We start from the raw sequence: 21,598 nt of genomic DNA on the forward strand, positions 1-21,598 counted from the left end.
CGAAGGCGGGGCAGAGCGTCAGAGGGCTCTGGGACGAGGGTATGGACGGGGCTGTCGGCGCTGTCGCCGCATTTCGACCAGTCAGGTAGCACCCAGGCACGCTGGAACATTTCTGGTACGTATGAATTTAGTTTTAATGGCGCCGTTATATTGACCCCCTACACTGCGCCGCATGTGCTCAAAAGGGATCCAATGGATGCTCCAGCGGGTGGCAGGCATTCAAGGTGCAAGAGCGCGTTTATTCATGTCGAGACACAAGATTTACACGATGGCCGCGGAAATCGAGCGCCATCCGCAATTCGAATCCATCATGCACATGCATTTCATTCTCTTGCAGGAGCCTTATCGACAGCGTCCGTTCTTTTACAAGAATGTGCTGAAATACGGCAGGTTCATGGTGTTGATGACACTGTTGAGTCGCTATTTTTCTCAACGTTACCCTTTACTCTCCGAAGTCAGGAATGTGTGTGTGGCACGAGGTTTCTGCTCCAAAAACAGCCTGGAGTCATTTTATCTGCTGTTACGGGCGACCGGGTTGATGACCATCGGCGGCCACCCCGATGATCGAAGACTTCGCACTTTCCGTCCCTGTGGGCTGGCCTTCAGTGAGCTTCGCAAGACCCTGAATTCTCTGATCAAACCAATGCTGGAGCTTTATCCTTGTTGCCCTATTCTTGATCATGTCGATTCGCTGGACGATCAGGCATTTCTGGCAGTTTATTTTCGGGGATATACACAATTGCTTGACCGCGATCTTATCCTCTGTGAATTGGTGCCGGAATGCAGGTGGTTGCTACACAAGGACGGGGGGCATATGTTGATGCTTGCTCTGTATTTTGACGCCATAGCACCCTCGAATCAGACGTCAGGTTTCAAAGGTACTTCGTATTTGAGACTTGCCAGCGATGCCTCGGTTTCCAAGACCCATTTGATCAGGCTGATCCAGGAAGGGGAGACGCGCGGTTACTTTGCGGTACATGACAAATCCATTATTCAGGTGCTGCCAGACTTCATGTCGCTGGTCAGTCGAATCATCTCGCTGTGCTTTGTCATGGCGTTGTACTCAATTCAAACAGGCAGCGATAATCGTGTTCATGGCTGGCCGCCATTGCCGCTCGACGAGGCAGTGGCCTGACAGCATTAGCGGCGACTTTATGTGTTTGGCGTCAGCACGTGTGTGAGTCTGATGCCTGATTACGCAATAGCAGTGGTCTCATCAAGTCATCAGGTGTTTGCCCGGAAGGGAATGCCACCCAAGGAGTTGTATATGAATGGTGAGATGCAGATTCGAATAAAGCGTCTTCTTTCACCCGCGATAGCGCTCGCTCAATGTATCGCCATTATTTGCTGGGTGGTGGTCCTGCTGATCACGCCCAGTATTCATTACGGCAGTATGGAAGTGTTACTGACGGTCGCTTTGCTGGGAACGTGCGTCTGGCAGTACTGTGCGTCCGGGTTCACGGTCTGGCGGATCGTGGGTATCGTGTTTGTAGTAGTGGTTGCGCTGTGCTTTTCCCGTGCCAGTGAGTTGAATCGCTTTGAGGGGGTCAACTGGTCACTGCCGATTGCAGTCATGATCACTTTGTGTTCGACCTTGTTGGTCGTCTACACCCGTGATTATCTGCTGGTCACTGTAGTGTCCTGGGCGATTCTTGCGCCCATGCATGATGTTGAATCGGGAGGTGCAGCCTACTTTTTCATGGTGCTGTTTTTCGTGGCGTCGGTCTCTCTGGGTATGTTGCTCAATCACACCTACACCCGTACGTTACGGGATGTGCTGACCATGGAGAGCAAGTTTCGTGAGCTTTCGCTCACGGATTATCTCAGTAATCTGTTGAACCGTCGGGCGTTGATGGAGACCCTGGAGCAACATGCAGCCGATCAGAGTGCCGGTTATTTTCTGATGCTCGACATTGACGACTTCAAGCGTATCAACGATCAGTGGGGACATGATGCTGGTGACGATGTGATCCGGCTCATGGCGTCTTGCCTGAAAAAGACGTCGGGAAGCCTGGCGGTAGGTCGCCTGGGGGGTGAGGAGTTCGGGGTGATCCTGCCGTTGTGCAGCCAGCAGGAGGCCGAGGACTATGTATGCCGCCTGTTGGGTGCAATCCGTAACGCCGAAGGTAGTTTACCCTTCACCAGCAGTGCGGGGCTCGCTGATATCAATGAAAACGAAACCTGTTCTTCGGTGCTCAAGACGGCAGACATCAATCTGTACAAGGCCAAGAAAGCCGGCAAGGATCGGGCGTTCTGGAATGGTGTGCCTGTCGCCGGGTCATCGGTCAGCCATTTGTCCCTCGGTCATGACGGTGCGCCAAACACTGTGGCTGCGTGCGACTGAGCGCTTTGGCCGCCGGCGCATCTGTTGTCGTGCACGCCAGTTTGCCGCTCCGGGGGGCTTTCGCCCATAATCCCCCTCTTTAAGCCGCCTCGAACCGCAGCAGGAGCCCCATGGAGCAATTTCGTAATATCGGCATCATCGGTCGCCTGGGCAGTGTTCAAGTGCTCGACACCGTTCGCCGACTCAAGAGATTCCTGTTGGACCGGCATCTGCATGTCATCCTCGAGGAAACCATTGCCGAAGTCTTGCCCGGGCATGGTCTGCAAACCTCGTCGCGCAAGATGCTCGGCGAAGTCTGTGACATGGTCATCGTGGTAGGCGGGGACGGTAGCCTGTTGGGCGCTGCGCGTGCGCTGGCGCGGCATAACGTGCCGGTGCTGGGCATCAACCGCGGCAGCCTTGGCTTTCTGACTGACATCCGTCCCGACGAACTGGAGGTCAAGTGCGCCGAAGTGCTGGACGGGCACTATCTGGTCGAAAACCGTTTTCTGCTGCAGGCCGAGGTTCGCCGCCACGGCGAGGCCATTGGTCAGGGCGATGCGCTCAACGATGTGGTGTTGCACCCCGGCAAATCCACCCGGATGATCGAATTCGAGATCTACATCGACGGCCAGTTCGTGTGCAGCCAAAAGGCTGACGGGCTGATCGTGGCAACGCCTACCGGATCGACCGCTTACGCGTTGTCGGCTGGCGGGCCGATCATGCACCCGAAACTGGACGCCATCGTCATCGTGCCGATGTACCCACACACGCTGTCGGGTCGGCCGATTGTCGTGGACGGTAACAGTGAGCTGAAAATCGTGGTGTCCAAGGACATGACGATTTACCCGCAGGTGTCCTGCGACGGGCAGAATCACTTTACCTGCGCGCCGGGTGACACCATCACCGTCAGCAAAAAGCCGCAGAAGCTGCGTCTGATTCACCCACTGGATCACAACTATTACGAAGTCTGTCGCACCAAGCTCGGCTGGGGCAGTCGGCTCGGCGCTGGAGGCGACTGATGATTGATCCGGCGCGCAGCTACGATCTGATCGGTGACGTGCATGGGTGTGCTCATACTCTCGAGCATTTGCTGGAGCTTCTGGGTTACCGCATGCAGGCTGGCGTCTGGCGCCACCCTGAGCGCATCGCGATTTTTCTCGGCGACATCATTGACCGCGGCCCTCGTATCCGCGAGTCGCTGCATATCGTGCGTGACATGGTTCAGGCAGGGCAGGCGTATTGCATCATGGGCAACCATGAGTTCAATGCGCTGGGCTGGGTCACGGCAGCGCCACCCGACACTGGCAACCAGTTCGTGCGCGAGCACACGCCTCGTCATGCCCGCTTGATTGGCGAGACGCTGGCGCAATTCGAACAGTACCCGGATGAGTGGGACGAGTTCGTCAACTGGTTCTACGAGCTGCCGCTTTACCTGGATGCTGGCCGTTTTCGCGTCGTGCATGCGTGCTGGGACACAACGCTGATCGACCCGCTGCGCAGCGTGTATGGCACCGGCTGCATTGATAAGCAATTCGTGCAGGCTTCTGCTGTGCCGGGCAGCTTCGCCAGCAACGTCTTCAATCGCCTGCTGCGCGGTACCGATATGCGGCTGCCGCATGGCCTGACGTTGACCGGTGGCGATGGCCTGACACGCGAGTTCTTTCGCACCAAATTCTGGGAAGACGACCCACAGACGTACGGCGATGTTGTGTTTCAACCTGATGCTCTGCCTGAGGGCGTGGCCAAGACGCCACTTTCCACGTCGGAAAAAAACGCGCTGCTGCGCTACGGCATCAACGAACCGCTGTTGTTCGTCGGACATTACTGGCGCAGCGGCGTCCCTGCGCCCATTCGGCCAAATCTCGCCTGTCTGGATTACAGCGCGGTGCTCTATGGCAAGCTGGTGGCCTACCGGCTTGACCAGGAAACACAACTCGATCCGGACAAGTTCGTCTGGGTCGATGTTCAGCGTCCCGAGGTTTCACAATGAGTCCTGTTGCAGCCCTGCGCCTGCCGTTGACGGTCGATCTGAGCGGCTTTGTCAGTCTGCTTCATCGTCTGCAGATCCCTCACAGGGTCAGTGAAGAGGTCGGCGAACAAGTCCTCTGGGTCCCGGATGCCGCTCAGTTGGCCGATGAGGTCCGGGAGTTGTACGAGCGATTCCCCCACGGCGACGAATCGCTTCAGCTACCAAACGAGGAGCACCCGCCAACGGCCACTCAGCCAGGCCTTGTCTATCAGCTGCGTCGCTGCCCGGTCACCGCACTGGTGCTGCTCGCCGCCTTGCTGGTGGCAGGCCTTACGCTGTTGGGCGACAACTTCGATGCCATTCGCTGGCTGACCTTTCTGGATTTTCGTATTCACGGTGAGTACGCAACCTTCCTGCCGTTGAGTGACAGTCTTGCGGCAGGGCAATGGTGGCGGATCGTGTCGCCGATGCTGATCCACTTCGGCATTTTGCACCTGGCCATGAACGGGCTGTGGTACTGGGAGTTAGGGCGGCGTATCGAGATCCGTCAGGGCAGTTGGCATCTACTGGGCCTTACCCTGCTGTTCTCGGCCGTTTCAAACTATGTTCAATACAGCTTTGGCGGTCCCAGCCTGTTCGGCGGACTGTCCGGGGTGTTGTATGGTTTGCTCGGTCATTGCTGGATCTTCCAGATGCTGGCGCCCAACCCGATCTATCGGCTGCCTCGCGGCGTGCTGGTGATGATGCTGATCTGGCTGGCACTGTGCCTGTCCGGGCTGGTCAGCATGCTGGGCTTTGGCGACATCGCCAACGGTGCTCACGTGGGCGGACTGATCATCGGCTGTATCACTGGGCTGCTGGGTGGTGCGCTCGCGCGCCGCAAAGCCTAAAATCGCCCGCTACTTTCTGGAGTGCGCCATGTCGTCTTTTAATGAAATGATTGAAAACATCACCCCGGATATCTACGAGAGCCTGAAACTGGCCGTGGAAATCGGTAAATGGTCCGATGGTCGCAAGCTGACTCAGGAACAACGTGAGCTGTCCCTGCAGGCGCTCATTGCCTGGGAAGCGCAGAACCTTCCCGAAGACCAGCGCACTGGCTACATGGGGCCGCAGGAATGTGCCTCCAAGTCGGCGCCAGTGCCCAATATCCTGTTCAAGTCGGACGCTATCCATTGATTGAGATTGGTCGCGGTGCTGTCAACAAAATGTCAGCGCGTCAGGATGACGCGTCGTTCGTGCAATACGCTTTTCGCCTGGGTGACACTGAGATTGCCGTCAACCCGTTGATCGGCAAGACCGTGCGCCTGGAGTTTCTGGGTGCCATACATTGCAGCCATTGCGGACGCAAGACCAAGTCCAGCTACAGCCAGGGTTACTGCTACCCGTGCATGATCAAACTGGCGCAGTGTGACGTGTGCATCATGAGCCCGGAAAAATGCCACCACGATCAGGGCACCTGCCGGGATCCGGCGTGGGGCGAGCAGTTCTGCATGACCGATCACATTGTCTACCTGGCCAATTCGTCAGGCGTGAAGGTCGGTATCACCCGTGCGACTCAATTGCCGACGCGCTGGCTTGATCAGGGTGCCAGCCAGGCACTGCCTATTTTGCGAGTAGCAACCCGTCAGCAGTCCGGATTTGTCGAGGACCTGCTGCGCAGTCAAGTGGCTGATCGCACCAACTGGCGCGCGCTGCTTAAAGGCGATGCCCAGCCAGTGGACCTCAAGGCGATCCGTCAGGAACTGTTCGACAGTTGCGGCGCCGGCTTGCTCGGATTGCAAGAACGATTCGGGCTGCAAGCCATCCAAATGCTTCATGACGCCGAGCCGGTCGAGTTCCGTTACCCCGTTGAGGCGTATCCGACCAAGATCGTCAGCTTCAACCTGGACAAGAATCCGATCGCCGAGGGCACGCTGCTGGGGATAAAGGGCCAATACCTGATTTTCGACACCGGCGTGATCAATATTCGCAAATACACGGCCTATCAGTTGGCCGTGCATCAGTAGAAGGGTTCCAGCATGCGCACCGAACAACCGAAGATGATCTACCTGAAAGACTATCAGGCGCCTGAATACCTCATTGATGAGACGCACCTGACGTTCGAGCTGTTCGGCGACCATTCGCTGGTCCACGCCCAACTGGTCATGCGTCGCAACCCCGAGCGCGGTGCCGGCCTGCCGCCGCTGGTACTGGACGGTCAGCACCTGGAGCTGGTCTCGCTTCAGCTGGATGACGTTGAGCTGACCGCTGCCGACTATCAATTGACTGAAGATCACCTGACGCTGCACCCAAAAGGCGAAAGCTTCACGGTCGACAGCACAGTGCGTATCCATCCTGAAACCAACACTGCGCTGGAGGGTTTGTACAAGTCCAGCGGCATGTTCTGCACCCAGTGCGAGGCCGAGGGTTTCCGCAAGATTACCTATTACCTCGACCGCCCTGACGTGATGAGCAAGTTCACCACCACTGTCAGTGCCGACAAACAGGGCTTTCCGATTCTGCTGTCCAACGGCAATCCGGTGGCGAGCGGCGAAGAGGAGGGTGGCCGTCACTGGGCGACCTGGGAAGACCCGTTCAAGAAACCGGCCTACCTGTTCGCGCTGGTGGCCGGTGACCTGTGGTGCATCGAAGATACCTTCACCACGATGAACCAGCGGAACGTGACCCTGCGCATTTACGTCGAGCCGGAAAACATCGACAAGTGCCAGCACGCCATGACCAGCCTCAAGAAGTCCATGCGCTGGGACGAAGAAACCTATGGTCGCGAGTACGACCTGGACATCTTCATGATTGTTGCGGTCAACGACTTCAACATGGGCGCCATGGAAAACAAGGGCCTCAATATCTTCAACTCCAGCGCCGTGCTGGCACGTGCCGAAACGGCGACCGATGCTGCTCACCAGCGGGTCGAGGCGATTGTTGCGCACGAATACTTCCACAACTGGTCGGGCAACCGCGTGACCTGTCGCGACTGGTTCCAGCTGTCGCTCAAGGAAGGCTTCACCGTCTACCGCGATGCCGGTTTCTCGGCGGACATGAACTCGGCCACGGTCAAGCGTATCCAGGATGTCGCTTACCTGCGCACTCACCAGTTCGCCGAAGACGCAGGCCCGATGGCGCATGCCGTGCGCCCGGACAGCTTCATCGAAATCTCCAACTTCTACACCCTGACGGTGTACGAGAAGGGTTCCGAAGTGGTCGGCATGCTTCACACCCTGCTGGGCGCTGAAGGCTTCCGCAAGGGCAGTGACCTGTATTTCGAGCGCCACGATGGCGAGGCCGTGACCTGCGATGATTTCATCAAGGCCATGGAAGACGCCAATGGTGTCGACCTCACCCAGTTCAAGCGTTGGTACAGCCAGGCCGGTACACCGCGTCTTGCAGTCAGCGAATCCTGGGACAGCGCCGCAGGCACTTACAGCCTGACCTTCCGCCAGAGCTGCCCGACCACACCCGGCCAGCCGGGCGATCAGAAGTTGCCGTTCGTGATCCCGGTCGAACTCGGTCTGCTGGACAGCAAGGGCGGCGAAATCGCCCTGCGCTTGAAAGACGAAGCCGCTGCGGCCGGTACTACCCGTGTGCTGTCGGTGACTGAGGCTGAGCAGACCTTCACCTTTGTCGACATCACCGAAAAGCCATTGCCGTCGTTGCTGCGTGGTTTCTCGGCACCGGTCAAACTGAGCTTCCCGTACGACCGCGACCAACTGATGTTCCTGATGCAGCATGACAGCGACGGCTTCAACCGTTGGGATGCCGGTCAGCAACTCTCAGTTCAGGTGCTGCAAGAGCTGATTGGCCAGCATCAGCAGGGTCAGCCGCTGGTCATGGATCAGCGTCTGGTCACCGCGCTCGGTACTGTGCTGGACGATGAGCAGCTTGATCAGGCCATGGTGGCCGAGATGCTGTCTCTGCCGGGCGAGGCTTATCTGGCGGAAATCAGTGAAGTGGCGGACGTTGATGCCATCCACTCGGCGCGTGAATTTGCTCGCCAGCAGTTGGTGGGCAGTCTGTTCGACAGCCTTTGGGCGCGTTATCAGGCCAACCGTGAGACGTCCAAAGCCACGCCGTATGTCGCCGAAGCGCAGCACTTTGCGCGTCGTGCGCTGCAGAACATTGCGCTGTCTTACCTGATGCTCAGCAGCAAACCCGAGGTGCTGGCTGCGACCATCGAGCAGTTCGACACCAGCGACAACATGACCGAACGCTTGACGGCGTTGGCGGTGTTGGTCAATTCGCCGTTTACCGAAGAGCGCGACAAGGCGCTTGCGGTGTTTGCCGAAAACTTCAAAGACAACGCACTGGTCATGGATCAGTGGTTCAGCGTTCAGGCGGCCAGCACTCAGCCGGGCGGCCTGGCACGGGTCAAGCAGTTGATGCAGCACCCGGCGTTTACCATCAAGAACCCGAACAAGGTACGCGCCTTGATCGGTGCCTTTGCCGGACAGAACCTGATCAATTTCCATGCGGCGGATGGCTCCGGCTACCGCTTCCTGGCGGATCTGGTGATCGAACTGAACACCTTGAACCCGCAAATCGCTTCTCGCCAACTGGCCCCGTTGACCCGCTGGCGCAAATACGACAGCGCCCGTCAGGCGTTGATGAAGGCAGAGCTGGAGCGTATTCGCAGCTCAGGCAATCTGTCGGCGGATGTGTTTGAGGTGGTGAGCAAGAGTCTGGCCGAGTAACGCCAGCCTCGTGGCGGTTGCGTCTTGTAACCCTGCCAAAAGCGCCGTCCACGTTGTGGGCGGCGCTTTTTTGTGTCCCTTGATCCAGCATGACCACGAGCATGTCACAGGTCTGAGGCACGCTTGCGAAGGTAGCGCGTGAGCACTGTGACGCGCGCCACAAAATCTCACATGTGATGTGTATCTATCCCTCAGTGCATCTGCTACTTTGCTTGCCTGATCCACGGCAATCGACAGGGGAAAGCGCCAATGCCTCGCAAAATCAAAGGCGAAAACGCAAAAAACCCGGCCAAGGTGTCAAAAAGCTCAACCGACTACATGCGTGAAATGCGTTTGCGACTCAAGGAAGCCGGGCTGGTAAAGCGGGAATTCTGGGTCCGTCCCGAAAACGTGGACGCGCTGCGTGGTATCGAAAAAGCCTTAAGGCAGCCCTTTCTGGGCGATAGGATCAAACTGGAGGATTTCATGACCGAAAGTACCAACTGGACCATCAGCTCCCTGCAAAAATCGCTGGCCGAACTGGACCTGGTGACGCAGGGCGAAATTGAGATGAGCGTGATCGAGGGTGACGCCGCAGGCATCAGACTGACCATGGCCGACCATGGCGACCTGCCGATCTACATCGCCGTAGAAGGCGATCAGATTCTGGCCGACGCCACCCTGATCGAAGTGAACAAGATCCAGGACGTATCAGCATTCAACAGTCTGGTGCTGCGCAGCCGTGACCTGTTCCCGCTGTCGTCGGTCGGTATCGAAAAGCTGGGCGACGGCCAGGAAGTCTACTGCCTGTTCGGCGCACTGAGCGCTGCATCGTCGCTCACTGTGATTGTTCAGGAAATCCTCACCCTCGCGGACAACGTGATCCGTGCGGCCGACGCTTTTGAAGACCATTTTATCTACTGAGCATTTCTGCCAGCAGGAGACTATTCATGACGACGAGTATCTGGAAAAAACTGGTCACTGCCGTTCGTGGCGGTGCCTCTGAAGTGGGCGAGTCGATTGCAGATGCCAATGCGATTCGCATTCTGGATCAGGAAATCCGCGACGCCGAGAATGCGCTGGTCAAAGCCCGTGATGGCCTGATCACAATCAAGGCCAAGCACAAGCTTTCGGCACAGCGTCTCGAAGAGCACGCCACGACCATTGCCAACTGGGAAGGCCGCGCCATGCAGGCCCTGAACAAGGGTGAAGAAGCGTTGGCCGTCGAATGCGCCAACAAGATCGCTGAAATCGAAGCCCTGCGTGATCAGGAGAAAGAACTGGCCGATCAGTTCAGCAAGCAGGTTGCCCTGTTGCAGGAACAGGTGATCAAGGCCGAGTCCCGCATCAAGAGCCTCAAGCAGCAGGTCGAGATGGCCAAGGCCCGTGAAACCGTGCAGAAGGCCCGCGTTGCGACCGCCACTGCAACCGGTGGCGCGAGTGGTGCAGTCGAAACCGCAGTGGGTTCGCTGGCACGCCTCAAGCAGCGTCAGGACGAGCAGGATGCCAAGCTGGAAGCGGCTGAAGAACTGGCCGGCCAGTCCAGTGGCAGCGACCTTGAACGCCGTCTCCAGGAAGCCGGGATCGGCGCCAGGAGCGGTGGGGCTGACGACGTGTTGGCGCGCTTGAAAGCCAAGAGTCAGACACCAGCGCAATAATCGGCACACTGACGGCAGGGATGGCGAATGAGGTTGTCAACGCGACTCAAGGTCATCCTTGCGCTGTCCTTGCTGATGGTTGCTGTGCAGGTTGTCAATGCTGCGACCGGGTACAGCCTGGTTCGTTTCGGGATCTTCCCGCGGACCCTGTCAGGGCTGCAGGGCATCGTTTTTGCGCCTTTTCTGCACGGCTCGGCCCGTCACCTGATCAGTAATCTGTTGCCATTCATGGCCTTGAGCTGGCTGGTGGCGACCGAGGGTGTCAGGCGCTATGCCTGGGTAGCTGGGCTGGTCTGTCTGTTGGGCGGCGCGCTGGTCTGGGTCTTTGGACGCACCAGCATCCACGTCGGCGCCAGTGGATTGATTTTCGGTTTGTGGACCTACCTGCTCGCCAGAGCCTGGTATCAACGAAGTATCGCCAGTCTGCTACTGGCTGTGATTGCGCTGGCTGGTTACAGTGGGCTGGTTTACGGCTTCCTGCCAGCGACCGGCGTGTCATTTGAGTCGCATATCGCGGGCGCCATCGCCGGGGTTTGCGTTGCGTGGCTGATGCATTCGAAAGCGTTGCTGACCGATGCGCCGTCAGCATGACTGACGTATAAAAGGGGCGTTCTGATGCCTCGTCCGCAAGTAGCACCCGACTCAAGGATTGAAAAAGGATGACTGTGTTACTGCTGCTTCGGCGTCACGCGTCGGTGTTTTTCGAGCGCTTCGGATGGGCAGGCATCGGCATGCTGCTGATGACGCATTACTGCGTCTCCTGGGTGCTGTTGACGCTGGCGGGCGAAGAGCATCTGGTTCAGGGCATCGATTTCACCTATTTCTATCTGACCACCGCCACGACTGTCGGCTATGGCGACCTCTCGCCCAAAACCGGCTGGGGCAAGATCATTACCACGACCTGGATCATGCTCGGCGGCATCAGCCTTGCTGACCACTGTCATCGGCAAGGCATCGACGTCGGTCGGTGACATCTGGAGGCGCAACATGAAAGGACACGGCGATTGTTCGACGCTCACCGGCCATACGGTGTTGATTGGCTGGGACGGTGAGGCCAGCGAACGCATCGTCGAACTGCTCGATCAGGACACTTCCACCAGCCGCGCCGGACTGGTGATCTGCGACTCGATCATCACTGAAAACCCGCTGCCGGGCAGGGCGTCGTTCATCAAGGGCGACTCTCTGGATTCGCCCGCTGTGCTGTTGCGCGCGGGTGTTATCGGTGCTCAGCGGATTCTGGTGCATACCCAATCCGACAGCCTGACGCTGGCCATTGTCCTGACGCTGAAAAGCCTCGGTCCCACTGGGCATGTGGTCGCGCACTTCAACAACTCCGAACGCGCTGCACTGGCCAGAACCTACGCGCCGGAGCTTGAGTGCACCTCCAACATGGCCATCGAGATGCTGGTGCGCTCATCACAGGACCCGGGCTCCAGTTCGGTAATCAACGAACTGCTGTGCATCGGCGAGGGCGCCACTCAGTTTCGGCACGTTCTGCCGTCAGACTTTACCTGTTCGTGCGGCGAGCTGTATGTTCGCCTGCGGCAAGACTTCAACGCCACGCTGATCGGGTATCGCTCGTCCGCCATGGGGCAGTTCCAGATCAATCCTGCCAATGATGTGGCTATCAAGGGCGGCGAGATTTATTACATCGCCTCCAGTCGACTTCAAGGAAATGCGCTATGAGTTGGTTCAAACGTGCCATGGGCCTGGAAGCACCCAAAACGGCAGCCAGTGGCAGCGATGGGGCATTGTCGGTTGCGCCGCTTGGCCTGAGTTCCGGCCGAATGCTGTGCCTGGACGGATCGCTGAAAACGCTGCTTGATGGCTACTCCTATGTAGTGATCCCGGGCGACGAAAAGGTCTGGGCCACGGGACGTATCGATCTCGGTCAGTCGATGACGCTGTACCGCTTCTATCTGGACAACGAGGATTACTTCCTGCAAGTAGTCAGCAATGGTCCGAACCCTGAGGATATTCAGGACATCATCCTGTTTGGCTATTACAGTGCCACGCCGATCACCAGCAAGGATGAACTGCTCAGGCTGACCGGACCGAACTCGAAGATAGGTCTGCCGACCTACGAGCACGAGGGCGAAGAGTTTGCCCGGCAGTGGGGAACGGAAACCGGCCAGACCGAACTGACCCCTTTGGACGAAGACATCGTCAGCCCTGACGGAGCCTACCGCGTCAAGCACCTGAGCATGCTGTACGCCCGTGACACGGGCCTGATAAACCGTCGTGAGTTTTTGCTGTTCTCGGTAGAAGAAGACGAAGAGGGCACCATTACCCTCACCACTGCAGTCGGGATAACGCTGCAATCCACTGACATCAACGTTTTATGACAAGGAAATCCTCATGATCGACGCGCTTCGTATGTCGCTCAACGCCACGGCTGTGTTCGGCTTCGTTCTGTACATTCTGGTGGCAGCCATTCTGTTCGCCCTGTTCCAGTTCATCTACAGCCGAATCACTCCGCACAAGGAGTTCGAGCTGATCCGCGAGAACAACAGCGCTGCGGCCATTGCACTGGGCGGTTCGTTGATCGGTTTCGCGCTACCAGCCAGCAACATTATTACTTACAGCATCAGCATTCTGGACGTGATCATCTGGGTGGTGATTGCGGCAGTCGTGCAATTGCTGGCGTTCGGTGTCACCAGTGTGGTGCTCAAGGGCCTGTCGACACGTATCGCCAAAGGCGAAATGGCCGCAGCCATCTATGCCGCCAGCGTCGCGATCAGCGTCGGCCTCCTCAACGCAGCGTGCATGACCCCAACGGTCTGACACGGGCTTCGGTCAAGGAGACTCACGATGAGACGCAGTTCAGTAAAGCTGGTGCTCGCCAGCACACTTCCACTGGCCCTGGCCGGATGTGGGTCGTCGGAAGACGAAAACAATTTCAACGCGCAGGCCAACTTCACCTCTGTACAGGAATGTACCAACGCGAAGGTACCGGTGAATCTCTGTTCGGACGCCTATATGCAGGCGCTTTCCGATCACCGCCGTATTGCGCCGACTTATGATGACAAGGCCTCGTGCGACGCCGACTTCGTGCCCGACTACTGTCAGGTGACGTCCGACGGCAAGTACATGCCGAAGATGGGTGGGTTCGAGCTCGGCTTCTCCGGCAACGTGCCCAAGGATGCGCTAGACCGCGCCAATCAGGAAGTAGCTCAATCGGCCCCGGCCGGCATGAGCGGCACCAGCGGCCTGCTGACCGGTTTGTTGATCGGCAACCTGTTGAGTAACGGTTTCGGCGGCAATCGTTACTACTCGCAGCCCATCTATCAAACGCGTGATGGCCGGGGCGGCTACTACAGCTCGTCGTTATCCAGCCAGATGGATCGCGGCAAGACCTTTGGCAACTCGACTCAGGCGCGCAGCAGCTCGGACAACAGCTACAGCAAAAGCACGCTAGGCCGCAGCCTGAGCACTTCAGGTTCAAATTCTTCTGTCTCGTCGGCCATTTCGCGTGGCGGTTTCGGCAGTCAGGCATCGGCACGCAGTGGCTGGGGTGGTAAGAGCAGCGGCAGTTTCGGAGGCTAACGGATCAGCCCATGAAGAAGATCAGCATCGAGGAACGCCCCGATTGGCGAGTCACCGCCGAACGTGAAGGCTTCGACTTTCACACCATCGACGGCGAGCGTTACTGGGACGAGCGTGGTTATTATCTGTTCACCGAGCAACAGATCACCCGCGATCTCGAAACGCCGACGCAGGAACTGCACCAGATGTGTCTGGATGTGGTGTCGCGCGTGGTGGACAGTGAAGAGCTGCTCACACAGCTGGCTATTCCTGAAGCGTTCTTCGACCTGATCCGCACCTCATGGAAGCAGGGACATCAGCATCTGTACGGCCGTTTTGATTTTGCCTACGACGGCAGCGGCCCGGCCAGGATGTACGAAATCAATGCTGATACTCCGACCAGCCTGATGGAGGCCGGTGCGTTCCAGTTGCTCTGGCTCGAAGAGCAGATCGCGCGCGGTGTCCTGCCTGCGCACGCCAGCCAGTTCAATTCCATCGCGGAAGACCTGGTGCGGGCATTCGCCGAATTTCCGCTGGCTGCGCCGTTCTATTTTTCCGCCATGTCCGGTTCCTCGGAAGACCGGGGCACCACGGATTTTCTGCGGCGCATGGCTGCCCACGTTGGCATAGACGCCCGGCATATCGATATCGAAGACATCGGTCTTACGGAACAGGGTCAGTTTGTCGACCTGCAAGGCCGTCCCATCGAACGACTGTTCAAGCTGCACGCGTGGGAGCACATCTTTCACGAGAAATTCGGCAAGCACGTTGCCACCAGCGGCACCCAATTCGTCGAGCCTGCCTGGAAATCGATACTCAGCAACAAGGGTATTCTGCCGCTGTTCTGGCAGTTCAACGAAGGCCACCCGAATCTGCTGCCGTCACACATCGACCTCGACCCCAGCCAACCCGTGCCCAAGGGCTGGGTCCGCAAACCCTTTTTTTCCCGCGAAGGCGCCAATATCGAGATGCGCACCCCGTCCGACGAAGTCATCGCCGTCGACGGCCCTTACACCGACGCACCCTACATCCTGCAGGCATATTCGCCATTGCCGAAGTTCGGCGACAGCTACACCCTGATCGGCTCCTGGGTCATCGGTGACCTCGCCTCCGGCATCGGTATTCGCGAAGATTACAGCCTGATCACCAAAGACACGAGCCGGTTCTTGCCGCATGTGGTTGTGGATTGAGGCATTACTGAACACGCGTCATGGCTGCTGGTGATTCAGCACGGCTTATCTACCGGTTGCCAGATACACGGGGCAAGGCGCACATCGCCGACAGAGGTCTGAGCATCAGCGGGGCACCATTAAAAGGCTGTTCGACCTTGGTATTGGCCAACACGCCTCCATAACTGGATAAGTATCCATTGAGCGGAAGGGCAAATCATGACCAACCAAACCGAAACTGCGATCCTTGCCGGCGGCTGCTTCTGGGGCATGCAGGACCTGCTGAGGCGTTATCCCGGTGTGCTGCACACGAGAGTCGGTTACACCGGTGGCGAGGTGCCGAATGCAACCTATCGCAACCATGGCAATCATGCCGAAGCCATTGAGATTGTCTTTGATCCTGCTGTGATCAGTTATCGGCAGATTCTCGAGTTCTTTTTCCAGATCCATGATCCGAGCACCTCGAACCGGCAGGGAAATGACATCGGGCCTGGCTATCGTTCGGCGATTTATTATCTCAGCGAACAGCAGCGTGACGTTGCTGAAGATACCGCCGCTGACGTCGATGCTTCAAAACTGTGGCCTGGCCGTGTGGTCACGGAAATCGAGCCAGCGGGGCCTTTCTGGGAGGCGGAGCCGGAGCATCAGGATTATCTCGAACGCATTCCCAACGGTTATACCTGCCACTTCATCCGGCCGAACTGGAAATTGCCGAAGCGTGCTTGAGCGTGACGGGTGCAGAAAGGTTGGGCGGGCCACGAATCGGAAAACCGTATAGCGTGGTCTGTCCGGTTTTTTCTGCAGGCGGCGGACTGTTTCAAGTCGAGACTATTACCGCTGTTCCTCAGGCATAGCTCCGCTGCCTGGCTGCTTGAATGGGCCAGAAAGAAACTCTGCCAATCATGTTTTTAAAGTTTCCCTCCTGATTGAATTACGCTTCCGATCCCGCTGGACCTCAATGCGACACAACGGAATTCATTGTGAAACTCGATAGTGCAAGATCGAACCTGCCAAGCCCGTCCGGTATCCGGTGGGAGGCTCACGCCTGCCTGCCTCTGTTACCTGATCAGGACATGGCCGCGCTTTTACGCTATCAACAAGCCGGTTTCCATCACGTCTCGGTCAACGTGGGTATGGACATGACTCCGTTTGCGACCGTCATGCAGGTCATTGCCGGGTTCAGGCGCTGGATCGCCCGGCATCCGGATAACGTCCTGCTGGTGCACGATGTCGCTGATATCCATCGCGCGCGGGATCAGCATAAGCTGGCGGTTTCGTTTGATCTCGAGGGCTCCAGCATGCTCCTTGAGGACACGGCGATGGTCGGGTTGTTCGCCTCCCTGGGTGTCAAACAGCTACTGCTTGCCTACAACCGTGACAATAGCTGTGCAGGCGGATGCCACGGTGCCAATATCGGACTTTCGCCCTTTGGCCGTGAGGTGGTCGCCGCAGTGAACAAAGCCGGTATGGTCATGGACTGCTCGCACGCCAGCAAGCGTTCGAGTATGGAGGTCATGGAGATCTCTCAACGGCCGGTGGTTTTTTCTCATACCAATATCAAGGCCGTTTTCGACCACCCAAGAACGGTCGATGATGAGCAAATACAAGCCTGTGCAGCCACGGGCGGGGTGATTGGCTTGACCGGGTTGGGTATCTTCCTGGGTGATCCCGAAGCGTCTGTGCAGGCGTTCGTGCGCCAGATCGATTATCTGGCAGAGCGGGTCGGCACCGCTCATATCGGGCTGGGGCTGGATACGGAACTGTGTCCAGGCCTGAACGACTTCCCTGCGGGCGAAAGCGAGGAAGCCTGGTGGCCGCCCGAGTTTTACGGACCGGTAAGCGGCCAGGCCCAGTTACAACCAGAAAGGCTGGCAGACATCGAGCATGCGGTTGAGCGACTTGGCTATCAGAACGATGACATCAATGCGATTTTCGGCGACAACTTTGTGCGAGTGGCGCAGAGCTCGTGGTGATCAGTAACGGGCTACTGGTCACCGATCCAGTCTGCCGAGAATTAAAAATAATCGTAAATCCGAAGCGGTAGTTCGCGAAGGTGGCGCGCCTGAAAACAACAATACGGAGTGGATAAGCCGATGGATGCACAAAAAGAAATTTCCAGCGCGCGGGCAACGAGAAAAGCAGGGATTTTTATTGCACTTGCCAGCGGAGTGCTCGTTTTTGCCTCGCTCGTTTCGCTGATGCACGATTACGCGCAGCATGAAGGCCATATTTCTTTGCTAATCCTGGCATCCGATATCTTCATGAACACTCAGGGGCCTGTCTTAACCGATATCTGGAATATTGCGGCTTACCCGATTTACCTGGACCTGTTCGGATCAGGCAGCCTCGGGTTTGCCGCTGAGGTTATCGGTCTGGTTCTGGGCGTCTATCTGGCCATCTCGGCAACGTTGAAACTCAAGCGCATCGCCAATGGCAGGCATTCATTGAAAGAGCCACTACAACCCTGAGGGTTTGAACAAAAGCAGTTGCTCGCGCAGGACGGCCTGATGAATTCCACCGGGACGCCGGCTTGCCTGTGCAGAAGTCGCTTCTCTTTGGGCGTTTGTTCAGGCGTCGGCTGTATGCCCTTGCTCCTGTCAGTACAACGTATCAGCGATACGCCCCGGCAAGGCCTTGTCGTAAGCATCGCCATCGATTTCATCGGCTGATATTTCTTTGAGAATCTGCCCTGCGGTTGGCAAGGCACTTCGCTCGACGTGGCGGCTCGCATCCCACAACCCCGCCCGGATGACTGCCCGGCTGCATTGGAAGTACACGCTCGTCACCGTGATGCAGAGTACGGATCTGGGCTCTTGGCCTTTTACAGCGAAGCGCGAAAGCAGGTCGGGTTGAATGGAAATTCGTGCCATTCCATTGACCCGCAATGTTTCGCCGACACCGGGCACGAGGAACAGCAGCGCAACGCGTGGGTCTTCGATGATGTTGCGCAGGGTATCGATCCGGTTGTTGCCGCGTCGGTCCGGTAGATACAGTGTCTTGCTGTCTTCGATATGAACGAAGCCCGCCTGATCACCGCGCGGAGAGGCATCGAGCCCACCAGCCCCGGATGAGGCAAGCACCGCAAAAGGAGCCGCTTCTATAAAGGGCCTGTAGGCAGGATGAATATGATCTGTCTCTTTCATACGAGACGGCGCAGCGACGGCTCCGTAGAGTTTTTCCAGCGCTTGGAGAGTACTTACATACGAATTGTCTTCGGTATCCATAGTGTCCTGCCACAGCCAGTTATCGGGATGTCCTGCACCTTGTTACAGCCTACAGTCAGTCATGATCAGGCTCGGTGCAACCATACTTGCGTGATCCAATCGACCCGTAGAAATCACGCTGAGCGTTCGTACCTGAGATAGCCGTTTGGATCGGTCCCGGTAAACCGGAAACCAGCCTCCTGGTACATCAATTTCGCAGGGTTGTCAGGCCTCACACTCAAGCGCAAGTGCGTGAGGCCCTGGCTCGCAGCGTCCAGTGCAAAGGTATCAAGCAGCAACCTTCCGATCCCCCTTCGCCTGCAGGCTTGCGTGACATTGATCGTACAAAGCTCCGCGTAGGCTTGCTCGTCAGTCCACAATGAGTACCCGGCGAAATCCCCGCCAGTTGTCGCGACGGTCAGCCAATCGAAGTTTTCTACCCAGCGCGACAAATGTCGCCCCAGTTCTAAGCGCCAGCTCGCTTCATGATCAGGCTCCCAACGCCGGATGTAGTCCTCTTCACCCCGGTATATGGCCGGGATATCCGTAACACATGCCTTTCTGAGTAAAACCGTCATTACGGCAACGGATAGAGCGCGATGCTCGTCTTGAATTGAGCGTCCCACGGGACCGGTTTACATCTTGCCTTTGATCGCAATGCTCAGGCTCCGCCAGACGACGAATCCGATAAAGAGCACCTCTACTGTGTCAAGCAGGACATGGAACGAGAACTTGAACGGTTGATCGGACCAATAGAGAAGTGTAGGCGTCGATCGGTAACCGCTGATGCGCAAATGCCCACTGAACAGGGACGGTACAAGTGCAAAGACCCGGTTCAGTTCCAGTACTGCCATGAAAATGCCCAGCAGAACAAGAAAGGTGCGTACAGGGGCGCTGAGGATTTGAGTCGCTTGCTGCGCAGACGAGCGCTCTTGTTCGTTGTTTTTCCCGGTGCTGTTGTGGGTGTCTTTGGGTTTCGGCACTTGGCCCGGTTTGTAAGGCATCTTTGCACTGGGCGCCGAATCCTCAACGATTTCGGTGGGCACTGCCACGTCCAGATAGTCGGCCAGTTCTTTCAGCCATTGGTCTGTAGGTTTGCTGCCGGGTAATACCGGGAAGCAGTCGGTCGTCAGACGATGCTCGGTGCCATCGCGCATGACCAGCCACAGTTGGGTATAAACAGGTTTGGCCTGTTTACGGCGGCGAAGCTCAAGGTATTTGGGGGCCTGGATGCTGAAGACCGACCGCGCCCGCTCGCGGCGTGTTAGAAAGTTCTCGGTGCGGCGCTGGCCTTCGCCGTCGAGTCGGGATAACAGAAGCGTCTCGCCGGTTGCGGTGCAAAGCATCAGGAACAAGGCAGAGACGAACAACAGCAACAGGCCGAATACGATCAGCAGCGAGGCCAACAGACCTTGTTCAGCCAGCAGCGAAAAACCATCGGCGACCCCGAGCACGGCCAGCGCAACCGGCGCCATCAAGCAGGTCGTGCCTGACAGCAGTACGAGTGAGTTTTGAAACACATTTCGCGAGTGGATGTGCAGGTCGCCCCTGGCGGTGCGCTCGACCCGATGCCTATAAAACATGCAGACCTGCCTGTGCGACGCGTTGAAGACTGATAACAGACTGTGACCATTCAGGCCCGGACTGCGCATTTTACCGGGCGCAGAATACCTCATGCCAAGTCTTGCGAGTGGGTTGTCGGCAGGAGCCCGACCCGCCATCGCGACTGTTGGCGCGACGCGGCAGGTCAGTAATGGCACAAGTCCACTCACAATTCTCTGGGGTCGATACAGGGATCAGAACCCAGACCCGGCATCACGCCCACTGATACTCCATCAATCACACCTTGGCGCTTAACAAAAGATAACGACATGTCGATTGTCAGGCATTTGCAAAGCTGCCTACGATGGCTCAGCTTCCAAACGGTATGGCTAGAGGGCTTGTGGGCATCTGGTTGATACGAACTGGCCGGTGATAAAGGCCTGATAACAATAAAAGGGGAGAAGTCCATGAGTGAGCCTTTGAATCGGCGCACCCGGTTATACGCGGGCATGTCCCTGACCGTTCTGATGTGCTGGTCGGCAATCTTGCCGGTGCAGGCTGCGTCTGATCCTGTTGCGAGCCCTGCGCCCGCCAGCGATGCAATGGTCTACGCCATTGAATCAGCCAAGGCTTCACGGGGGCTGTTGCTGGACGTTGCTCATGCCGGTGCCCGGCTGGTGGTGGTCGGTGATCATGGGCATATTCTGTATTCCGACGATCAGGGCAAAAGCTGGGTTCAGGCCCAGGTGCCAACTCGCCAATTGTTGACCGCCGTTTATTTCGCCGACGAAAAGCACGGCTGGGCGGTTGGGCACGATGCGCAGATTCTGGCCAGCAGCGACGGCGGTGCAACCTGGAGCAAGCAATTCGAAGACCTGGCTCGTGAAGCACCGCTGCTCGATGTCTGGTTCAAGGACGCCAGCAACGGGTTTGCAGTGGGTGCCTATGGGGCGCTGCTGCACACCACGGACGGCGGCGAGCACTGGCAGGACGTCAGCGAGCGTCTGGATAACGAAGATCAGTACCATCTCAATGGCATCGCGCAGGTGAAGGACGCGGGCCTGTTCATCGTGGGCGAGGCGGGCAGCATGTTCCGCTCAAGCGATGATGGGCAGACCTGGGAGCGACTCGAAGGTCCTTATCAAGGCTCATTGTTCGGGGTCATCGGCACCGCCAGCCCTTCGACGCTGTTGGCTTACGGTTTGCGTGGCAACCTGTTTCGCTCCACCGATTTCGGCGATACCTGGACGCCGATCGAGCTGCAGGGGGCTCGCGGGCCGATGGAATTCGGTCTGGCCAACGCCTCGTTGCTGGCCGATGGCTCGGTGGTGCTGGTCGGCAACGGCGGCAGTGTGATGCGCAGCAGTGATGATGGGGAAAGCTTCACGGTCTTCAACCGCCCTGACCGGATCTCGCTGGCAGGCGTTACCACCAATCTGCAGGGCAATCTGATTCTGGTAGGACAAGGGGGCGTGCGCGTCACCTCGCCAACGGGCGCCGAGACGACCCAACAATAAGAACTTTCAGGGCGGGGACATT

At 57.6% G+C, this 21,598-nt stretch carries 22 protein-coding genes and 1 pseudogene; 20 read left to right on the top strand and 3 right to left on the bottom strand.

Going from position 1 to position 21,598, the window contains the following annotated elements:
• Positions 1-268 precede the first annotated feature (268 nt).
• The 19 genes and pseudogenes from KDX37_RS02975 (at position 269) to KDX37_RS03065 (ending at position 17,782) form a co-directional block, all read left to right on the top strand.
• Positions 269-1,135 carry a hypothetical protein gene (locus KDX37_RS02975; RefSeq protein ID WP_231651186.1) on the top strand — a complete coding sequence of 289 codons (867 nt, stop codon included), beginning with the start codon at positions 269-271 and terminating at the stop codon, positions 1,133-1,135.
• Positions 1,136-1,267: 132 nt separating this feature from the next.
• Positions 1,268-2,344 (top strand): GGDEF domain-containing protein, encoded by a 1,077-nt coding sequence (locus KDX37_RS02980; protein WP_231651187.1) that lies wholly within the window; start codon positions 1,268-1,270, stop codon positions 2,342-2,344.
• 110 nt (positions 2,345-2,454) lie between these two features.
• The gene (locus tag KDX37_RS02985) at positions 2,455-3,345 is read left to right on the top strand and encodes an NAD(+) kinase (RefSeq protein WP_083186220.1); all 891 of its coding nucleotides are present in this window, start codon (positions 2,455-2,457) and stop codon (positions 3,343-3,345) included.
• Positions 3,345-4,316, top strand: a complete 972-nt coding sequence (locus KDX37_RS02990) for a metallophosphoesterase (RefSeq protein WP_231651188.1) — start codon at positions 3,345-3,347, stop codon at positions 4,314-4,316. Before KDX37_RS02985 ends, KDX37_RS02990 begins: the two co-directional genes overlap by 1 nt.
• Positions 4,313-5,185 (top strand): rhomboid family intramembrane serine protease, encoded by an 873-nt coding sequence (locus tag KDX37_RS02995; RefSeq protein WP_231651189.1) that lies wholly within the window; start codon positions 4,313-4,315, stop codon positions 5,183-5,185. Before KDX37_RS02990 ends, KDX37_RS02995 begins: the two co-directional genes overlap by 4 nt.
• A gap of 28 nt (positions 5,186-5,213) precedes the next feature.
• A complete protein-coding gene (locus KDX37_RS03000) occupies positions 5,214-5,474 on the top strand; it encodes a YeaC family protein (RefSeq protein ID WP_231651190.1) in 261 nt (86 codons plus the stop codon).
• Positions 5,471-6,304 (top strand): DUF2797 domain-containing protein, encoded by an 834-nt coding sequence (locus KDX37_RS03005; RefSeq protein WP_231651191.1) that lies wholly within the window; start codon positions 5,471-5,473, stop codon positions 6,302-6,304. Before KDX37_RS03000 ends, KDX37_RS03005 begins: the two co-directional genes overlap by 4 nt.
• A 12-nt stretch (positions 6,305-6,316) precedes the next feature.
• On the top strand, positions 6,317-8,983 hold the full coding sequence (gene pepN / locus KDX37_RS03010; protein WP_231651192.1) for an aminopeptidase N: 2,667 nt from the start codon (positions 6,317-6,319) through the stop codon (positions 8,981-8,983).
• A 249-nt stretch (positions 8,984-9,232) separates the two neighbouring features.
• Positions 9,233-9,886, top strand: coding sequence for a YjfI family protein (locus KDX37_RS03015; protein WP_231651193.1), 654 nt, complete (start codon positions 9,233-9,235; stop codon positions 9,884-9,886).
• A 26-nt stretch (positions 9,887-9,912) separates the two neighbouring features.
• A complete protein-coding gene (locus KDX37_RS03020) occupies positions 9,913-10,620 on the top strand; it encodes a PspA/IM30 family protein (RefSeq protein WP_231651194.1) in 708 nt (235 codons plus the stop codon).
• A 27-nt stretch (positions 10,621-10,647) separates the two neighbouring features.
• Complete coding sequence (locus KDX37_RS03025) at positions 10,648-11,211, top strand: rhomboid family intramembrane serine protease (protein ID WP_231651195.1); 564 nt, start codon at positions 10,648-10,650, stop codon at positions 11,209-11,211.
• Between the two features lie 68 nt (positions 11,212-11,279).
• Positions 11,280-12,306: pseudogene (locus KDX37_RS03030) on the top strand (ion channel).
• Entirely contained in the window at positions 12,303-12,965 is a 663-nt protein-coding gene (locus tag KDX37_RS03035) for a YjfK family protein (protein WP_231651196.1), read from the top strand. Before KDX37_RS03030 ends, KDX37_RS03035 begins: the two are co-directional and overlap by 4 nt.
• Positions 12,966-12,978: 13 nt before the next feature.
• Positions 12,979-13,404 carry a DUF350 domain-containing protein gene (locus tag KDX37_RS03040; RefSeq protein ID WP_231651197.1) on the top strand — a complete coding sequence of 142 codons (426 nt, stop codon included), beginning with the start codon at positions 12,979-12,981 and terminating at the stop codon, positions 13,402-13,404.
• Positions 13,405-13,431: 27 nt separating this feature from the next.
• Positions 13,432-14,166, top strand: coding sequence for a DUF1190 domain-containing protein (locus tag KDX37_RS03045; protein WP_231651198.1), 735 nt, complete (start codon positions 13,432-13,434; stop codon positions 14,164-14,166).
• Between the two features lie 11 nt (positions 14,167-14,177).
• Complete coding sequence (locus tag KDX37_RS03050) at positions 14,178-15,335, top strand: glutathionylspermidine synthase family protein (RefSeq protein WP_231651199.1); 1,158 nt, start codon at positions 14,178-14,180, stop codon at positions 15,333-15,335.
• Positions 15,336-15,533: 198 nt separating this feature from the next.
• The gene (msrA, locus tag KDX37_RS03055) at positions 15,534-16,040 is read left to right on the top strand and encodes a peptide-methionine (S)-S-oxide reductase MsrA (RefSeq protein WP_231651200.1); all 507 of its coding nucleotides are present in this window, start codon (positions 15,534-15,536) and stop codon (positions 16,038-16,040) included.
• 254 nt (positions 16,041-16,294) lie between these two features.
• Positions 16,295-17,287, top strand: a complete 993-nt coding sequence (locus tag KDX37_RS03060; RefSeq protein ID WP_231651201.1) for a membrane dipeptidase — start codon at positions 16,295-16,297, stop codon at positions 17,285-17,287.
• Positions 17,288-17,407: 120 nt separating this feature from the next.
• Positions 17,408-17,782 (top strand): hypothetical protein, encoded by a 375-nt coding sequence (locus KDX37_RS03065; protein ID WP_231651202.1) that lies wholly within the window; start codon positions 17,408-17,410, stop codon positions 17,780-17,782.
• A 129-nt stretch (positions 17,783-17,911) separates the two neighbouring features.
• Here the strand turns inward: KDX37_RS03065 and KDX37_RS03070 are convergent, their stop codons facing one another.
• The 3 genes from KDX37_RS03070 to KDX37_RS03080 all read right to left on the bottom strand — a co-directional run bounded on the left by KDX37_RS03070 (position 17,912) and on the right by KDX37_RS03080 (position 20,100).
• Positions 17,912-18,538 (bottom strand): pyridoxamine 5'-phosphate oxidase family protein, encoded by a 627-nt coding sequence (locus tag KDX37_RS03070; RefSeq protein WP_231651203.1) that lies wholly within the window; start codon positions 18,536-18,538, stop codon positions 17,912-17,914.
• A gap of 113 nt (positions 18,539-18,651) precedes the next feature.
• Positions 18,652-19,095, bottom strand: coding sequence for a GNAT family N-acetyltransferase (locus tag KDX37_RS03075; RefSeq protein ID WP_231651204.1), 444 nt, complete (start codon positions 19,093-19,095; stop codon positions 18,652-18,654).
• A 57-nt stretch (positions 19,096-19,152) separates the two neighbouring features.
• Positions 19,153-20,100 carry a hypothetical protein gene (locus KDX37_RS03080; RefSeq protein WP_231651205.1) on the bottom strand — a complete coding sequence of 316 codons (948 nt, stop codon included), beginning with the start codon at positions 20,098-20,100 and terminating at the stop codon, positions 19,153-19,155.
• Between the two features lie 426 nt (positions 20,101-20,526).
• Between KDX37_RS03080 and KDX37_RS03085 the strand changes: the two genes are divergently transcribed.
• Positions 20,527-21,576 (top strand): WD40/YVTN/BNR-like repeat-containing protein, encoded by a 1,050-nt coding sequence (locus KDX37_RS03085; protein ID WP_231651206.1) that lies wholly within the window; start codon positions 20,527-20,529, stop codon positions 21,574-21,576.
• Positions 21,577-21,598 lie beyond the last annotated feature (22 nt).

Origin of the sequence: Pseudomonas californiensis (genome assembly GCF_021147775.1) — a bacterium.
In the GTDB taxonomy this organism is placed as follows: domain Bacteria; phylum Pseudomonadota; class Gammaproteobacteria; order Pseudomonadales; family Pseudomonadaceae; genus Aquipseudomonas; species Aquipseudomonas californiensis.

Bases quoted from the DNA above. Each gene is read 5' to 3' on its own strand.
- KDX37_RS02975 (WP_231651186.1), top strand. From the start codon at position 269: ATGGCCGCGGAAATCGAGCGCCATCCGCAATTCGAATCCATCATGCAC.
- KDX37_RS02995 (WP_231651189.1), top strand. From the start codon at position 4,313: ATGAGTCCTGTTGCAGCCCTGCGCCTGCCGTTGACGGTCGATCTGAGC.
- KDX37_RS03000 (WP_231651190.1), top strand. From the start codon at position 5,214: ATGTCGTCTTTTAATGAAATGATTGAAAACATCACCCCGGATATCTAC.
- KDX37_RS03080 (WP_231651205.1), bottom strand. From the start codon at position 20,100: ATGTTTTATAGGCATCGGGTCGAGCGCACCGCCAGGGGCGACCTGCAC.
- KDX37_RS03075 (WP_231651204.1), bottom strand. From the start codon at position 19,095: ATGACGGTTTTACTCAGAAAGGCATGTGTTACGGATATCCCGGCCATA.
- KDX37_RS03025 (WP_231651195.1), top strand. From the start codon at position 10,648: ATGAGGTTGTCAACGCGACTCAAGGTCATCCTTGCGCTGTCCTTGCTG.
- KDX37_RS03045 (WP_231651198.1), top strand. From the start codon at position 13,432: ATGAGACGCAGTTCAGTAAAGCTGGTGCTCGCCAGCACACTTCCACTG.
- KDX37_RS02990 (WP_231651188.1), top strand. From the start codon at position 3,345: ATGATTGATCCGGCGCGCAGCTACGATCTGATCGGTGACGTGCATGGG.
- KDX37_RS03040 (WP_231651197.1), top strand. From the start codon at position 12,979: ATGATCGACGCGCTTCGTATGTCGCTCAACGCCACGGCTGTGTTCGGC.
- KDX37_RS03015 (WP_231651193.1), top strand. From the start codon at position 9,233: ATGCCTCGCAAAATCAAAGGCGAAAACGCAAAAAACCCGGCCAAGGTG.
- KDX37_RS03065 (WP_231651202.1), top strand. From the start codon at position 17,408: ATGGATGCACAAAAAGAAATTTCCAGCGCGCGGGCAACGAGAAAAGCA.
- pepN (WP_231651192.1), top strand. From the start codon at position 6,317: ATGCGCACCGAACAACCGAAGATGATCTACCTGAAAGACTATCAGGCG.
- KDX37_RS03050 (WP_231651199.1), top strand. From the start codon at position 14,178: ATGAAGAAGATCAGCATCGAGGAACGCCCCGATTGGCGAGTCACCGCC.
- KDX37_RS02985 (WP_083186220.1), top strand. From the start codon at position 2,455: ATGGAGCAATTTCGTAATATCGGCATCATCGGTCGCCTGGGCAGTGTT.
- KDX37_RS03070 (WP_231651203.1), bottom strand. From the start codon at position 18,538: ATGGATACCGAAGACAATTCGTATGTAAGTACTCTCCAAGCGCTGGAA.
- msrA (WP_231651200.1), top strand. From the start codon at position 15,534: ATGACCAACCAAACCGAAACTGCGATCCTTGCCGGCGGCTGCTTCTGG.
- KDX37_RS02980 (WP_231651187.1), top strand. From the start codon at position 1,268: ATGAATGGTGAGATGCAGATTCGAATAAAGCGTCTTCTTTCACCCGCG.
- KDX37_RS03035 (WP_231651196.1), top strand. From the start codon at position 12,303: ATGAGTTGGTTCAAACGTGCCATGGGCCTGGAAGCACCCAAAACGGCA.
- KDX37_RS03020 (WP_231651194.1), top strand. From the start codon at position 9,913: ATGACGACGAGTATCTGGAAAAAACTGGTCACTGCCGTTCGTGGCGGT.
- KDX37_RS03085 (WP_231651206.1), top strand. From the start codon at position 20,527: ATGAGTGAGCCTTTGAATCGGCGCACCCGGTTATACGCGGGCATGTCC.